This window comes from Paenibacillus sp. B01 (genome assembly GCF_009649995.1).
Classification (GTDB): Bacteria; Bacillota; Bacilli; order Paenibacillales; family Paenibacillaceae; genus Paenibacillus_O; species Paenibacillus_O pasadenensis.
In genome coordinates this window covers 3,311,595-3,325,058 of the sequence record NZ_CP045802.1, presented here as the reverse complement: position 1 = coordinate 3,325,058, position 13,464 = coordinate 3,311,595, and the positions used below count along the sequence as shown (strand labels likewise).

Sequence of the window (13,464 nt, the reverse complement as noted above, 5' to 3'; positions counted from 1 at the left end):
GAGAGATCGGCGGATGTCCCCATATCGAGTGCTCGTCGTAGACGATTCGGCCTTCATGAGAGCCGTCATCAAGGATCTGATCGAGGAGGATCCGGCGTTCGAGGTGGCGGGCATGGCCCGCAACGGCGTCGAAGCGATCGAGGCGGCTTCCCGCCTCGACCCGGATGCTATGACGCTGGACTTGGAAATGCCGGAGATGAACGGAATCGACGCGCTGGAGGCGATCATGGCCTCGAATCCGCTGCCGGTCATCATGTTCTCCGGAATCAGCGAGGAGCACACCTCGCTGACGATCGCCGCGCTGCAGCAAGGCGCGTTTGACTTCATCCGCAAGCCGGCGGCAAGCTCTCCGCCGGGCGAGATCTCAACGATCGGCCGGCTGCTGAGGGAAAAGCTCCACACGGCCGTCCTCATCCGCGAGCGGATCAGGCGTCAGCACGAAGAGGCGGCGCTGGCCGCAGAGCGGGCGAAGACGGCGAAGCCTCGCCAGCCGGATCGCCGCTCTTCGGTTCCGGCGGCCGGTGCCGGCAAAGGCGGAACGGAGCTGCCGGCCGCTGCGGCCAAGCCGGCAGGCCGAACGGCTGGATCGCCTTCGGCGGCGCCGAAGCTGCCGACCGCCAAGCCTGAAAAGCCGGCCGGATTACCTTCGGCTCGGCCGCGGCCGGAAGCGGGGGCCGAGCCGAAGGCTGGACGCCCCGCCGCTTCCAAGCCGCTCCGTCCCGCCGCCACGGCCGGAGCGGCGGCAGGCAGCCGCAATTTCGAGCATCTGATCGCCGTGGGCACGTCGACAGGCGGACCGCGCGCGCTGCAGGAGCTGATCGCCGGATTGCCGGAGGACTTGCCGGCTCCGGTGCTGATCGTGCAGCATATGCCGCCGCGCTTCACCGCCTCGCTCGCAAAGCGGCTCGACGGAGCCGGGCCGCTGACCGTACATGAAGCCGTGGACGGCCAGCCGGTCATGACGGGCCATGTGTATCTGGCTCCCGGAGGCAATCATATGCGTCTCGACCGGGATGAGCGAGGGTATTTCATCCGGCTGTCGCAGGACGAGCCGGTAAGCGGGCATCGCCCCTCGGTCGACGTGCTGTACCGCTCGCTCGTGCCGCATGGCGGCCTCAAGCGGCACGGCGTCATCCTGACCGGCATGGGGAGCGACGGGGCCAAGGGCATGCTGGAGCTGAAGGAAAGCGGGGCCGCCAGCACGATCGCCGAATCCGAGGAAAGCTGCGTCGTCTACGGCATGCCTCGCAGCTGCGTCGAGAATGGAAGCTGCGTCACGGTGCTTCCGCTCTCGTCGATCGCCAAGGAGCTTTCCGTCCGCTGCCTCGGCTAACCGAACGGTCAACTTACAGGAGGTGTGGACTCGATTATGGATATGAACGCTTATCTTTCCATGTTTATCGATGAATCCCAGGATCATCTGCAAGCCCTCAACGAGAATTTGCTGAAGCTCGAAGGCGATCCGAACGATCTGAGCATCGTCCAGGTCATTTTCCGATCGGCGCATACGCTCAAGGGGATGTCCGCCACGATGGGATTCGAGGATCTCGCCTCGCTCACCCACGAGATGGAAAACGTGCTCGATCTGGTCCGCAATGGAAAGCTGGCGATGGACGCGTTCATCTTCGACGTGCTGTTCAAGGGACTGGACGCGCTGGAGAGCATGGTCGCCGACATTACGGCCGGAGGCCAGGGCAAGGCGGACGTCGGAAGCATCGTCGGCGCGCTGAAGTCGATCGTCGACGGCAGCTACTTGACCCGGACCGAGACGGCGGCGGCCGCGGTCGCAGCGCCGGCCGGTCCTTCGGCGGCGATCGACGAATTCCAGCTGTCCGTGCTGAAGCAGTCGATGGACAGCGGCCTCAAGGCTCTGCGCATCGACGTCTCGCTCGAAGAGAGCTGCGTGCTCAAGGCGGCGAGAGCCTACATGGTGTTCAACCTGCTGGAGGAAAAAGGAGAAGTCGTCAAGTCGATTCCTTCCGTCACCGAGCTCGAGCAGGAGCAGTTCGACCGTTCGTTCACCGTCATCTTCGTCACGGAGCATGACGCCAAGGGACTGGAGGAAGCCGTCGGCGGCATCTCCGAGGTCGCGGCCGCTCGCGCCGAGGAGCTGGATGCCGGCACGCTCGAGCGCTTGGCGCGCCCGGAGCCTGCCGCCAAGCCGGCTGCCGGCGCAGCGGCGCCGAGCGCGCCTGCCGCCAAGCCGGCCGAGCCGTCCGCAGCCGGGGAAGCTCGCAAGCCGGCTGGCGGAGCTCCCGCCGCTTCCCGCACGATTCGCGTCGACATCGAGCGGCTGGACGCGCTGATGAACCTGTTCAGCGAGCTGCTCATCGACCGCTCGCGGCTCGAGCAGCTGTCGTCGGAGATCGGACGGGGAGAGCTGACGGAGACGGTCGAGCATCTGTCCCGCATCAGCGGAGACCTGCAGAACATCGTCCTCAAGCTGAGGATGGTGCCGGTGGATACCGTGTTCAACCGCTTCCCGCGGATGATCCGCGACCTCGCCCGCTCGCTCGACAAGAAGGTCGAGCTGATCGTGACCGGAGCGGACACCGAGCTCGACCGCACCGTCATCGACGAGATCGGCGACCCGCTCGTGCATCTGCTCCGCAACTCTCTCGATCACGGCCTCGAGACGACGGAAGGCCGCCTGCAGGCCGGCAAGCCGGAGACGGGCACGATCTGGCTGCGCGCCTATCATAGCGGCAACCATGTGTTCATCGAGGTGGAGGAGGACGGCCGCGGCATCAACTCGGACAAGGTGAAGGCCAAAGCGGTGGAGAACGGAGTGCTCTCGCCCGAGGAGGCCGCCAGGCTGACCGTCGACGAGATGAACAACCTCATCTTCGCGCCGGGCTTCAGCACGGCCGACCAGATTTCGGACATTTCAGGCCGCGGCGTCGGGCTCGACGTCGTCCGCTCGAAGATCCTTTCGCTCGGAGGCAACGTCTCCGTCGAGAGCAAGGCGGGCGTCGGCTCCAAATTCAGCATCCAGCTGCCGCTCACGCTGTCGATCATTACGGCGATGCTCGTCAAGCTCGGCTCCGAGAAGTACGCCGTGCCGCTCACGTCGATCGTCGAGACCGGCATCGTGAAGCGGGAAGCGATCCTGACCGTTCACGGCAATCGGATGCTCTCCTACCGCAATGCAGTCATTCCGGTCGTTTCCCTCAGCCGCGTGCTGGGCGCTCCCGACTATCGCGAGGATGACGAGGAGGAGAGCGAGTACATCGTCATCCGCAAAGGCGACAAGTGGGCCGCCGTCATCGTCGACGACTTCATCGGGCAGAGCGACATTGTGCTCAAGTCGATGGGAGCTTACCTTGGACAGACGCCTGCGGTATCCGGCGCGACGATATTGGGAGACGGCCAGGTTGCCCTGATCATCGACCCGAACGCGCTTTTCAAATAAGCGAAGGAGGATGGGAATTATGGCTGAAGACATCAAGGTGATCGTGTTTTCGCTCGGAGAAGAGGAGTACGGCATCGAGGTCGACAAGGTGAAGACGGTCGAGCGGCTCATGCCGATTACGCGCGTGCCGAAAACGCCGGCGTTCGTCAAGGGCGTCGTCAATCTGCGCGGCGTCGTCGTGCCGGTCATCGACCTGCGCGGCCGATTCGGACTGGCGGAGACGGAGCAGACGGAAGCGACCCGGATCATCGTCGTGAGCTCCGGCGAGATGGAGGTCGGCTTCATCGTCGACCGAGCGAACGATGTGACGGATATCAGCAGCGACCAGATCGAGCTGCCGCCGGAAGTCGTCGGCGGCATCCAGGCCAAGTATTTGCGCGGAGTCGCCAAGACCGACGGCGGACGGCTGCTCGTCATGCTCAACCTGTCCGAGGTGCTCAATAAATCGGAGCTTGTGCAGCTGGAACAGATGGAGGCTTGATCGGCGTGAGGTCATACGGCAAGCTTGCCGAATTCGAGCTCGACGTGCTGAAGGAAGTCGGCAATATCGGCTCCGGCCATGCGGCGACCGCGCTGTCCACGCTGCTGAATCGTCCGGTCGACATGGCGGTGCCCAAGGTGAGCCTCGTGCCGTTCGAGGAAGTCGCCGAACGCGCGGGCGGAGCCGAACAGCTTGTCGTGGCCGTGTTCCTGAGGGTGGACGGCGATGCTCCGGGCAATCTGTTCTACATCATGAACCCGGTCGCCGCCAAGCGCTTGCTGCGAAGGCTGGCGGCGATGGAAGTCGAGGAGGATCTGGAGTACTCGGAAATGGAGCTGTCCGCCTTGAGCGAGATCGGCAACATCCTGGCCGGCTCCTACTTGTCCTCTCTCGCCGATCTGACGCGCCTCGCCTTATCGCCGAGCGTGCCAGCCGTGGCCCTCGACATGGCTGGCGCCGTGCTCGCTTACGGGCTCATGCAATACGGAGAGATGGGCGATGCGGCGCTGCTGGTCGAGACGCGCTTCCAGGGCGACGGGGAGGAGATCGAGGGCCAGTTTTTCCTGATTCCGGACCCCGATTCGTTCCCGACGCTGTTCCGTTCGCTCGGAGTGGACGTGCCATGATCCAGCAGCCGATCGTCAAGGTCGCCATGGCCGATCTGGGCGTCGCTGTGCGCGGGGAATGCATCCGGACGACCGGTCTCGGCTCCTGCGTCGGACTGACGCTGTACGATGCCGTACGGAAGATCGGTGGCATGGCCCATGTCATGCTGCCGGACTCCTCCATCGCCCGCGAGTTTCCGTTCAATCGCGCCAAGTATGCCGACACGGCTGTTCCTCTGCTGATCGAGGAGCTGGAAAAGGCGGGGGCGAGAGTGGAGCGGATGAACGCAAAGATGGCGGGCGGAGCCCAGATGTTCGCCTCTCTCGCGCAGAGCGACTCGCTGCGCATCGGCCCGAGAAACGTGGAAAGCTGCGCGCTGCTGCTCTCGCGCATCGGCATTCCGGTCGTGGCCGAGGATACCGGCGGAAATTACGGACGCACCATCGAGCTGGATTCGGAAACGGGCATCCTTACGATCCGTTCCGCCCAGAATGGCACAAAGGAGCTGTAGCGAAGATGGTAGGTTCATGGCGCATCAACGGCTGGATCGCCGCAGGAGGCGCGCTGCTGACGCTTCTGCTCAATGCCGGCCGCAATCCTTGGGAAGTTGGCGGGACGCGCGCTCTCGCCGCGGCGGCGGCATTCTGGCTGCTCGCTTACGCGCTGCGGTTCCTGCTCACGTTCACGCTGCCGGACCCGGCGTCCGCTGCGGCCGCGGAAGCGGGGACGCCAGCGGCCGGGTCGGCGTTGGACCTCGAGGCTGCGGGCAGCGAGGATTTGGAAGAGCTGCTGCGCGAGGGGTGGAGGGCGCCTGAGGGAGAGCGGGCCCGCGAGGATCGCGGAGCGCCCGCCCCAGCCCGGGACGCGGCGGCCTTCCAGCCGCTGTCCCCTCCCCAGCTGCGCGCGACGCGGGAGGAGCCGAGCGAGCAGGAGCTGCTGCAGGCGGTGCGGCAGTGGAATTCGGAAGACAAATGAAGCTCGGCTGCAACCCGGGCCGACGAAGCCAGGCAAGGTCCGGTCGGACCGACGAGGAACTGGATGGCGAAAGCTTAAGGAGGCTTGAGGACGATGACTGAGCCCAAGGCGCCTCATTTATCCAACATGCCAATGTGGGAAAAGTGGAAAGAGGAGCAGGATCTGGACGCGAAAAAGGCGCTGATCGAGCAATATTTGCCGCTTGTGGACTATGTCACGAACCGGATGGCGATCGGCCTTCCCAAAAACGTATCGAAGGATGATTTGGCGAGCAACGGAGTCATGGGTCTCATCGACGCGATCGATAAATTCGATTACAAGCGCGGCCTGCAGTTCGAGACCTACGCATCCTGGAGAATTCGCGGAGCGATCATCGACGGCCTGCGGCAGGGAGACTGGGTGCCGAGATCGGTGCGCGAGAAAGCGAAGCGGATCGAGGAAGCCTACCAGCACTTGGAGCAGCAATACCTGCGTTCGGTGAGCGACTTCGAGATCAGCTCTTATTTGCAGGTGTCGGAAAAGGAATTCACGGTCATGCTGCAGGAAATCGCCGTCACGACCGTCTGCTCGCTCGAGGATCCGATCCGAGAGGAAGAGAGCGAGACTCGCATGTCGCTGCTCGTCGACGAAAAGGCCAAAAATCCGGACCATAAGGTCCATGAGTTCTACTTGAAGGAATCGCTGGTGAAAGGCATCGAGAAGCTGACGGAGAAGGAGCGGATCGTCGTCTCCCTCTTCTATTACGAAGAATTGTCGCTGAGCGAGATCGCCGAGGTCATGTCGCTCTCGCCCTCCCGAATCTCGCAGCTGCACTCCAAGGCGATCCTTCGGCTGAGAGGCGCGTTGTCCAAGCAAAAGGAACAATTGATGCAGAACTCCTAGAAGGAGGTCGGAACGATGAAGGAACAGCTAGGCTTGCAGCAGCGGCTAAGCGTAAACGTGGCTCCCGATCAGATGACGGCGCTGCTGCAGTTCATCCGCTGCGACGACGATTTTGCCTGCACGGCCGCCGAGCTCGAGCAATTCCTGAGGGCTAGCGGCATTACATATGGAATTCAGTACGATCTGCTCCATGCGATCTCGAACGATCCGGCCTCCTATTCCTTGCAGCAGACTCCGATCGCCCATGGCCTCCCGCCAAAAACGGGCAAGGACGGGAGGATCGCTTACGTCGTCGAGATGAATGCCGACCAGCGGCCGGAGGAGTCGGAGGACGGCAAGGTCGACTTCAAGGAAACGTCAAAGATTCTGAACGTCCAGAAAGGCCAGCTTATCGCCCGCAAGCTGCCCGCGACGGAAGGCGAACCGGGAAAAACGGTGACCGGAATCGCGGTCCCGGGCCGCAAAGGCAAGGAAGCGCGCCTGAAAGCGGGCAAAAACGTCGTCTGCAATGCCGATCGGACGCTGGTCTATGCGGCGATAGACGGCTTGTTTACGATTACCGGCGGCGACTCGATCAATGTGTTCCCCGTTTATGAGGTCAACGGAGACGTGGACTATCATACCGGCCATATCGATTTCGTCGGGACCGTCGTCGTGCGCGGCAATGTGCTGACAGGCTTCCGCGTGAGGGCGGCCGGAGACATCCGCGTCGTCGGCGGCGTCGAGGGGGCCGAGCTGGAGACGGACGGATCGATCGAGATCACCGGCGGCATCATGGGCGGCGGCAAAGGCTCGGTGAAGGCGGGACACTCGGTCCGCTGCTCGTTCATCCAGGACGGCACGGTATTCGCCGGCGAGGATGTGCTCGTCAGCCAGAGCATCATGCATTCGCAGGTGCGCGCCGGCCGGAACGTCGTCTGCGGCGGCGCCAAGGGGCTGCTCGTCGGCGGCGTCGTGCAGGCCGGCGAGACGGTGCAGGTGCGCACCGCGGGCAATACGATGTCGACGGCCACGTCGATCGAGGTCGGCGTCAAGCCCGAGCTGCGCGAGGAGCTGAAGGAGCTGCGCATCGCCGTAAGGTCGAAAAGCGAAGCGCTCGACAAGACGGAAAAGGCGCTGGCCATTCTCGATCAGATGGCGGCGGCTGGCACGATCGCTTCCGACAAGCTGGCCCTTCGGATCAAGCTGGCGGCGACGAAAAAGCAGGCGGTGCAGGAGATCGAGGAGGCCCGGGACCGGATCCTGGACATCGAGCGCTCGCTCGAGGATTCGAGCACGGCCAAGGTCGAGGTGCGGGGCACCGTATTCGGGGGAACGAAAATCGTCATCGGACGCTATACCCGGTTCATCAAGGAGCCGACGTCCCGCGTGCAGTTCCGCTTCATCGAAGGCGAGATCCACATGGGCCAGATCGTCTAGCGGCGCTGCCGAGCAAGCCTTTTGCGGCATGCGGAAGGCAGCTGCAAGGAGGAGGATGCGATGCCTTATCGACCGGTCGATCTGCAGGTGTCCGTGCCGAAGACCCAGGAAACCGGAATGCAGCAAAGCCAGCTGCAAAGCCGATTGGCCGCAGAGGCGCGGCAGCAGGCGGAGCAGGCGGCCAAAAAAACGGAGCAGGATCGAAGCCGCAGCACCGAGCTGGAAAGCCGGGCCGACGCCAAGATCGGCTACCGGCAAGAAGAAAGCGGGAGCGGCGGCGCGAAAGCCGGCGACAGGCGAGGCAAGGCGGAAAGCGGAGAGCTCCCGGAAGAGCGGACGGCGCATCCGTATAAAGGCCGCCGGATCGACATCCGCTTGTAAGCCGCTTGGGATCGCAGAGATTACAGGAGAAGGAGGACGGACGATGAACATGCAGCCCTGGCACTATATTGTCCTCGTCGGAGCGGTGGTGCTCGTCTGGTCCAATCTGCTGGCGCGGGGACGCGGCGCGAACAAGACGAAGAGCGAAGGCTCTTCGGACGCCGGACTTCAGCAAATGGAGCTCGCGCTGGAACAGTTCATGGAAAACATGGAGCAGAGCCAGCGGGATCTGACCGGCCTTGTGCTGTCGTCAAAAGAACAAGAGAAGGAAGAGGCGAGGCGGCGCGAGGAACGGATCGCCGAGCTCGAGGAGCGCTGCACGCGGCTGCAGCGCGAGATGGAGCTGCAGGCCGCGTCGGTGGCGGCGGCTTCCGCTGCCGGCGGACCCGCCGGGCAACGTCCCGCCGCTCCGGCTGCCGCTGCCTCGCAGCCGGCCGAAGCGCCGCAGGAAGGGCTTGCCGAGTCCGCCGCCTCGGCGCAGGCGCCAGCGTCCAAGTCGGGCATCAGGCAGCGGTTCAAGATGCTTTTCGACCTGCATGAGCAAGGCCTCTCCGTGGAGCAGATCGCCAAGCGGCTCGGCATGAACAAAGGCGAGGTGCTGCTCATCCAGCAGCTGGCCAAGCAGGAGGGGGCTCGCCATGAAGCCTCCTAACCGCATGTTCTGGACCGGCCTCGGCGTCGGCATCATGGCCGGCGCCCTGCTGCTGCAGCTGCTGCTGGCCGGCCAGGGCGGAGCCGCGCTGCCGGATCCGCCGGACGAGGCGGCGGTCTATACGGCGGAAGAAGCGGAGCTGCTCGTCCAGGCGGCCGTCGAGCGGACGAGAGCGGAGATGGCCGAAGCCGAGGAGGCGGAGGCGGGCGGCGACCCGAGTCCTAGAGCGCAGCCTGCGCCTTCCATCGAGCCTGCTGCCAGTCCGCAGCCTTCGGGCTCTCCGGCCGCTTCGCCGTCGGCGCGTCCGTCTCCAGCGGCGGCTCCCAAAGGCGGAACGAAATCGGAATCCGCCAAGCCGTCCGGCAAGCCGGCGGAGAGCCTCCCGGTCGTCGTCATCCGGATCGAGCCGGGGAGCAGCCTGACGGAGACCGCCTCTTTATTGAAGGAACGCAATCTCATCGCGAGCGAGAAAGGCTTTCTCGATTACATGGAGAAGCAGCGGCCGGTCCCGCTTGTCCGAGCCGGCTATTTCAAGATCGAGGGCAAGCCCGGCCTCGAGAAGCTGAAGAAGATTCTAGCCAGCCAGCCGATGGACCCGGCAGAGGGCAAGGCGTGGCTGGACAAGCAAAACCGATGAGGGGCCGCCCGTTCCAAGCGGATGGCGTCTCGTTTTTTTCGCTTGAGGGGACAGTTGCGCTGACAAGCCCGGTATGCTATAGTAATTGACGGTGTTAAAAACACACGCCGGTTAATTCTGTCAAGGGTGCTTCCGCGAGCGGAAGTCTTGCCGGAAGATGACATCGGCGGAGGACACAAATAAAAACCAACTAGGAGGTGTTGAAGATGGCAGTGATTTCCATGAAACAGCTGCTCGAGGCTGGTGTTCACTTCGGTCACCAAACTCGCCGCTGGAACCCTAAAATGGATCGCTATATCTTCACCGAACGTAACGGCATTTACATCATCGACCTGCAAAAGACGGTCAAAAAAGTAGAAGAGGCGTACAACTTCGTCCGCTCCATCGCGGAAGACGGCGGCTCCATCCTCTTCGTCGGCACGAAAAAGCAAGCTCAAGACTCCGTGAAGGAAGAAGCGGAGCGCTGCGGCAACTTCTACATCAACCAACGCTGGCTCGGCGGTACGCTGACCAACTTCTCCACGATCCAAAAGCGCATCGATCGTCTGCGCCAGCTGGAAAAATGGGAAGGGGACGGCACGTTCGATGTCCTGCCTAAAAAAGAAGTCATCATCCTCCGCAAGGAGAAGGATCGCCTCGAGAAATTCCTCGGCGGCATCAAAGGCATGCGCAAGCTGCCTAGCGCCCTCTTCATCATCGACCCGCGCAAAGAGCGCATCGCGGTCGCCGAAGCTCGCAAGCTGGGCATCCCGATCGTCGGCATCGTCGATACGAACTGCGATCCGGACGAGATCGATTATGTCATCCCGGGCAACGACGACGCGATCCGCGCCGTGAAGCTGCTGACGGGCAAGATGGCTGACGCCATCGTCGAAGCCAACCAAGGCGAGCAAACGACCGCCTAAGCTGGATTCGCCAGGAAATTCCTACAGCTGTGAACGATAAGGGTGGTCAGAAGGTGAAAGCCTCCTCGCCGCCCTTTTTTTGAGGGTGCATAGAGGAAACAATCCGCTCGAAGCGGACAACTTGGCCTGAATGAAGGCATCGGGAGGAAAATCAGATGGCAGTCAATGCGAGTGCAGTCAAGGAATTGCGTGAAAAAACGGGAGCAGGCATGCTCGATTGCAAAAAAGCGCTGGAAGAAGCGAACGGCGATCTGACGAAAGCAGCCGAGCTGCTTCGCGAGAAAGGCCTTGCCGCTGCGGCGAACAAAGCCGGCCGTGTCGCGACGGAAGGCGTCGTAGAATCCTACATCCACGCTGGCGGACGCATCGGCGTGCTCGTGGAGATCAACTGCGAGACCGACTTCGTCGCCAAGACGGACCAGTTCCGCGAGTTCTGCAAGGACATCGCGATGCAGATCGCAGCCGTAGGTCCGAAATATGTCCGCCGCGAGGAAGTGGCAGCGGAAGAGCTGGAAAAAGAGCGCGAGATCCTGAAGGCGCAAGCGCTCAACGAAGGCAAGCCGGCCCATATCGTCGAAAAGATGGTCGAAGGCCGCCTGAGCAAGTACTATGAAGAGTTCTGCCTGCTGGAGCAGCCGTTCATCAAGGATCCGGACAAGACGATCTCGACGCTGCTGAACGAAAAGATCAGCACGATCGGCGAGAACATCTCCATCCGTCGCTTCGCTCGCTTCGAGCTTGGCGAAGGCCTGGAGAAAAAAGTCGACAACTTCGTCGAAGAAGTCATGTCGCAAGCGAAGCTGTAAGCCGCGTTCCATTGCCAGACGCTGCCGGCCATCCGGTCGGCCGGCGTCTTTCTAACCGATACCGAACGCGAGGACAGGCGGGGCGGGGCTTCCGCCCCGCCTGTTTTTTTTAGGAAGCTTTCGTTCGACGCCGCATTGTTGAAACTTTTTAAGCACCGAAATCTGTCTTGAACATGGGGGTATTGACGTTGGAGAATCCCGTCTACAAACGCATCGTACTGAAGGTGAGCGGAGAATCGCTGTCCGGCCAGGCTGGCTACGGCATCGAGGCTGAAATCATCTCGTCCATTGCGCAGCAAATCAAGGAGGTCGTGGAGCTGGGCGTCGAAGTGGCCATCGTCGTAGGCGGAGGCAACATCTGGCGCGGCATCGCCGGCACGGCGAAAGGCATCGACCGGGCCACGGCCGACTACATGGGCATGCTCGCAACGGTCATGAACTCGCTCGCCCTTCAGGACGCTCTGGAATCGATCGACGTTCCGACGCGCGTTCAGACCTCCATCGCCATGCAGCAGATCGCCGAGCCTTATATCCGCCGCCGCGCGATCCGCCATCTGGAAAAGGGGCGGGTCGTCATTTTCGCAGCCGGAACCGGCAATCCCTTCTTCTCGACGGATACGACAGCCGCGCTTCGCGCAGCCGAGATCGAAGCCGAGGTCATCCTCATGGCCAAGAACAAGGTGGACGGCGTCTACTCCGCCGATCCGTTCAAGGACTCCACGGCCGAGAAGTTCGAAACGCTGACTTATCTGGACGTGCTCAACCGCAATTTGGGCGTCATGGACTCCACGTCCACCTCGCTCTGCATGGACAACAACATTCCGCTCGTCGTATTCGCGATTACGATCCCAGGCAATATTAAGCGGGTCGTGCTCGGAGAGAAGATCGGAACCATCGTGAAAGGAAGTGCCAACTGACATGCCGCAAACCATCAAATCCGATGCTGCCGAGCGCATGGAAAAAGCGATCGGAGCGCTTAAGCGCGATCTCGCGACGCTTCGCGCCGGCCGCGCGACTCCGGCTCTGCTCGACCGCATCTCGGTCGACTATTACGGCGCGCTGACGCCGCTCAACCAGCTGGCGAACATCAATACGCCGGACTCCCGCACGCTGTTCATCCAGCCATGGGACAAATCGTCGCTCGCGGATATCGAGCGCGCCATCATGAAGTCGGATCTCGGCCTGACGCCTTCGAACGATGGCGCCTCGATCCGCATCCAGGTGCCGATGCTGACCGAGGAGCGCCGTTCGGAGCTCGTCAAGATGACGAAAAAATTCGGCGAAGAGGCGAAGGTAGCGATCCGCAACATCCGCCGCGACGCCAACGAGTCCATTAAAAAGCTCGAGAAGACGGACATCTCCGAGGATGAGTCCAAGCGCCACCAGGACGACATCCAAAAGACGACCGACAAGTTCGTCGCCGAGGTCGACAAGGTGCTGTCCGCCAAAGAGAAGGAAATCATGGAAGTCTGATTGGGACTGGACAACGGGATTCAACGCCTGCGGGGAGGAAGGAAGATGATCGACAGACTGTGGTCAAAACGGGGCAAGGCATCTCCGCAGGAAGCGGAGCTTCCGTCCGGGGAAAATGTGCCGCAGCATGTCGCCATTATAATGGACGGCAACGGGCGATGGGCCCAGAATCGCGGCCTGCCGCGAATCGCCGGCCATCATACCGGAATGAAGGCGGTCAAGAAGGTTACGATGGCTGCCGACAGAGCCGGCGTGAAATATTTGACCTTGTACGCTTTTTCCACCGAGAACTGGAAGCGCCCCAAGCCGGAAGTCGATTTTCTGATGCGTCTTCCGCAGGAGTTTCTCGCTCTGGAGCTGGAAGAGCTGATCGAGAACAACGTGCAGGTGCGGATGATGGGCTACCGGGAGCATCTTCCGTCCTTTACGATCGAAGCCCTCGAGGAAGCGATCGAAAAGACGAAGGAGAACACCGGCCTCGTGCTCAACTTCGCGCTCAACTACGGCAGCAGGGCGGAGATGGCGGACGCCGTCCGCTCCATCGCCCGCGAAGCGGCCGAAGGCAAGCTTGATCCGGAGTCGATCGACGAGGCGCTGTTCGAAAGCCGGCTGCTCAGCAGCGACCTGCCGGATCCCGATCTGCTGATCCGCACGAGCGGCGAGCTGAGGCTGAGCAACTTTATGCTCTGGCAGCTGGCCTACAGCGAGCTGTACTTTACCGATGTCTACTGGCCTTCGTTCACGGAGGAGCAGTTCCAGGAAGCCATCATCGAATATCAGCGGCGGGGCAGACGGTTCGGAGGATTGTCCTAGCCCGCTTCCAAGCGAGGAAAAT

Annotated in this window: 16 protein-coding genes; all 16 read left to right on the top strand. The window is 62.3% G+C overall.

The genetic code is table 11. The annotated features are described in order from the left end of the window. Nucleotides 1–13 precede the first annotated feature (13 nt). On the top strand, nt 14–1,333 hold the full coding sequence (gene cheB, locus GE073_RS14315) for a protein-glutamate methylesterase/protein-glutamine glutaminase (RefSeq protein ID WP_028597416.1): 1,320 nt from the start codon (nt 14–16) through the stop codon (nt 1,331–1,333). Between the two features lie 36 nt (nt 1,334–1,369). Continuing rightward, a complete protein-coding gene (locus GE073_RS14310; RefSeq protein ID WP_028597415.1) occupies nt 1,370–3,412 on the top strand; it encodes a chemotaxis protein CheA in 2,043 nt (680 codons plus the stop codon). Between the two features lie 19 nt (nt 3,413–3,431). Next, nucleotides 3,432–3,893 carry a chemotaxis protein CheW gene (locus GE073_RS14305; protein WP_028597414.1) on the top strand — a complete coding sequence of 154 codons (462 nt, stop codon included), beginning with the start codon at nt 3,432–3,434 and terminating at the stop codon, nt 3,891–3,893. Between the two features lie 5 nt (nt 3,894–3,898). Beyond that, nucleotides 3,899–4,519 carry a chemotaxis protein CheC gene (locus GE073_RS14300; RefSeq protein WP_028597413.1) on the top strand — a complete coding sequence of 207 codons (621 nt, stop codon included), beginning with the start codon at nt 3,899–3,901 and terminating at the stop codon, nt 4,517–4,519. After that, nucleotides 4,516–5,010 (top strand): chemotaxis protein CheD, encoded by a 495-nt coding sequence (locus GE073_RS14295; RefSeq protein WP_028597412.1) that lies wholly within the window; start codon nt 4,516–4,518, stop codon nt 5,008–5,010. The genes GE073_RS14300 and GE073_RS14295 overlap by 4 nt, the downstream gene beginning before the upstream one ends. A 5-nt stretch (nt 5,011–5,015) precedes the next feature. Further along, nucleotides 5,016–5,474: a hypothetical protein gene (locus GE073_RS14290; RefSeq protein ID WP_028597411.1), complete on the top strand. Its 459-nt coding sequence runs from the start codon at nt 5,016–5,018 to the stop codon at nt 5,472–5,474. A gap of 93 nt (nt 5,475–5,567) precedes the next feature. Beyond that, nucleotides 5,568–6,356 (top strand): FliA/WhiG family RNA polymerase sigma factor, encoded by a 789-nt coding sequence (locus GE073_RS14285; RefSeq protein ID WP_028597410.1) that lies wholly within the window; start codon nt 5,568–5,570, stop codon nt 6,354–6,356. Nucleotides 6,357–6,371: 15 nt separating this feature from the next. After that, entirely contained in the window at nt 6,372–7,775 is a 1,404-nt protein-coding gene (locus GE073_RS14280; RefSeq protein WP_028597409.1) for a flagellar assembly protein A, read from the top strand. A gap of 60 nt (nt 7,776–7,835) precedes the next feature. After that, the gene (locus GE073_RS14275) at nt 7,836–8,156 is read left to right on the top strand and encodes a hypothetical protein (protein WP_028597408.1); all 321 of its coding nucleotides are present in this window, start codon (nt 7,836–7,838) and stop codon (nt 8,154–8,156) included. A gap of 43 nt (nt 8,157–8,199) precedes the next feature. Beyond that, nucleotides 8,200–8,808, top strand: a complete 609-nt coding sequence (locus GE073_RS14270) for a hypothetical protein (protein WP_028597407.1) — start codon at nt 8,200–8,202, stop codon at nt 8,806–8,808. Next, entirely contained in the window at nt 8,795–9,445 is a 651-nt protein-coding gene (locus tag GE073_RS14265) for a hypothetical protein (RefSeq protein ID WP_052332922.1), read from the top strand. Before GE073_RS14270 ends, GE073_RS14265 begins: the two co-directional genes overlap by 14 nt. 206 nt (nt 9,446–9,651) lie before the next feature. Then, nucleotides 9,652–10,350 carry a 30S ribosomal protein S2 gene (gene rpsB, locus GE073_RS14260; RefSeq protein ID WP_028597406.1) on the top strand — a complete coding sequence of 233 codons (699 nt, stop codon included), beginning with the start codon at nt 9,652–9,654 and terminating at the stop codon, nt 10,348–10,350. A 155-nt stretch (nt 10,351–10,505) separates the two neighbouring features. Continuing rightward, nucleotides 10,506–11,156 (top strand): translation elongation factor Ts, encoded by a 651-nt coding sequence (gene tsf / locus GE073_RS14255; RefSeq protein WP_028597405.1) that lies wholly within the window; start codon nt 10,506–10,508, stop codon nt 11,154–11,156. Between the two features lie 188 nt (nt 11,157–11,344). Beyond that, nucleotides 11,345–12,073 (top strand): UMP kinase, encoded by a 729-nt coding sequence (pyrH, locus tag GE073_RS14250; RefSeq protein ID WP_028597404.1) that lies wholly within the window; start codon nt 11,345–11,347, stop codon nt 12,071–12,073. A gap of 1 nt (nt 12,074) precedes the next feature. Further along, nucleotides 12,075–12,629, top strand: a complete 555-nt coding sequence (gene frr / locus GE073_RS14245; RefSeq protein WP_028597403.1) for a ribosome recycling factor — start codon at nt 12,075–12,077, stop codon at nt 12,627–12,629. A 45-nt stretch (nt 12,630–12,674) separates the two neighbouring features. Next, complete coding sequence (locus GE073_RS14240; protein WP_028597402.1) at nt 12,675–13,442, top strand: undecaprenyl pyrophosphate synthase; 768 nt, start codon at nt 12,675–12,677, stop codon at nt 13,440–13,442. Nucleotides 13,443–13,464: the final 22 nt, after the last annotated feature.

What these genes read in the sequence shown, in the direction of transcription:
- GE073_RS14280 (WP_028597409.1), top strand. Translation starts at nt 6,372, where the DNA reads ATGAAGGAACAGCTAGGCTTGCAGCAGCGGCTAAGCGTAAACGTGGCT.
- cheB (WP_028597416.1), top strand. Translation starts at nt 14, where the DNA reads ATGTCCCCATATCGAGTGCTCGTCGTAGACGATTCGGCCTTCATGAGA.
- GE073_RS14310 (WP_028597415.1), top strand. Translation starts at nt 1,370, where the DNA reads ATGGATATGAACGCTTATCTTTCCATGTTTATCGATGAATCCCAGGAT.
- GE073_RS14305 (WP_028597414.1), top strand. Translation starts at nt 3,432, where the DNA reads ATGGCTGAAGACATCAAGGTGATCGTGTTTTCGCTCGGAGAAGAGGAG.
- frr (WP_028597403.1), top strand. Translation starts at nt 12,075, where the DNA reads ATGCCGCAAACCATCAAATCCGATGCTGCCGAGCGCATGGAAAAAGCG.
- rpsB (WP_028597406.1), top strand. Translation starts at nt 9,652, where the DNA reads ATGGCAGTGATTTCCATGAAACAGCTGCTCGAGGCTGGTGTTCACTTC.
- GE073_RS14265 (WP_052332922.1), top strand. Translation starts at nt 8,795, where the DNA reads ATGAAGCCTCCTAACCGCATGTTCTGGACCGGCCTCGGCGTCGGCATC.
- GE073_RS14290 (WP_028597411.1), top strand. Translation starts at nt 5,016, where the DNA reads ATGGTAGGTTCATGGCGCATCAACGGCTGGATCGCCGCAGGAGGCGCG.
- GE073_RS14275 (WP_028597408.1), top strand. Translation starts at nt 7,836, where the DNA reads ATGCCTTATCGACCGGTCGATCTGCAGGTGTCCGTGCCGAAGACCCAG.
- GE073_RS14240 (WP_028597402.1), top strand. Translation starts at nt 12,675, where the DNA reads ATGATCGACAGACTGTGGTCAAAACGGGGCAAGGCATCTCCGCAGGAA.
- GE073_RS14270 (WP_028597407.1), top strand. Translation starts at nt 8,200, where the DNA reads ATGAACATGCAGCCCTGGCACTATATTGTCCTCGTCGGAGCGGTGGTG.
- GE073_RS14285 (WP_028597410.1), top strand. Translation starts at nt 5,568, where the DNA reads ATGACTGAGCCCAAGGCGCCTCATTTATCCAACATGCCAATGTGGGAA.
- tsf (WP_028597405.1), top strand. Translation starts at nt 10,506, where the DNA reads ATGGCAGTCAATGCGAGTGCAGTCAAGGAATTGCGTGAAAAAACGGGA.
- GE073_RS14295 (WP_028597412.1), top strand. Translation starts at nt 4,516, where the DNA reads ATGATCCAGCAGCCGATCGTCAAGGTCGCCATGGCCGATCTGGGCGTC.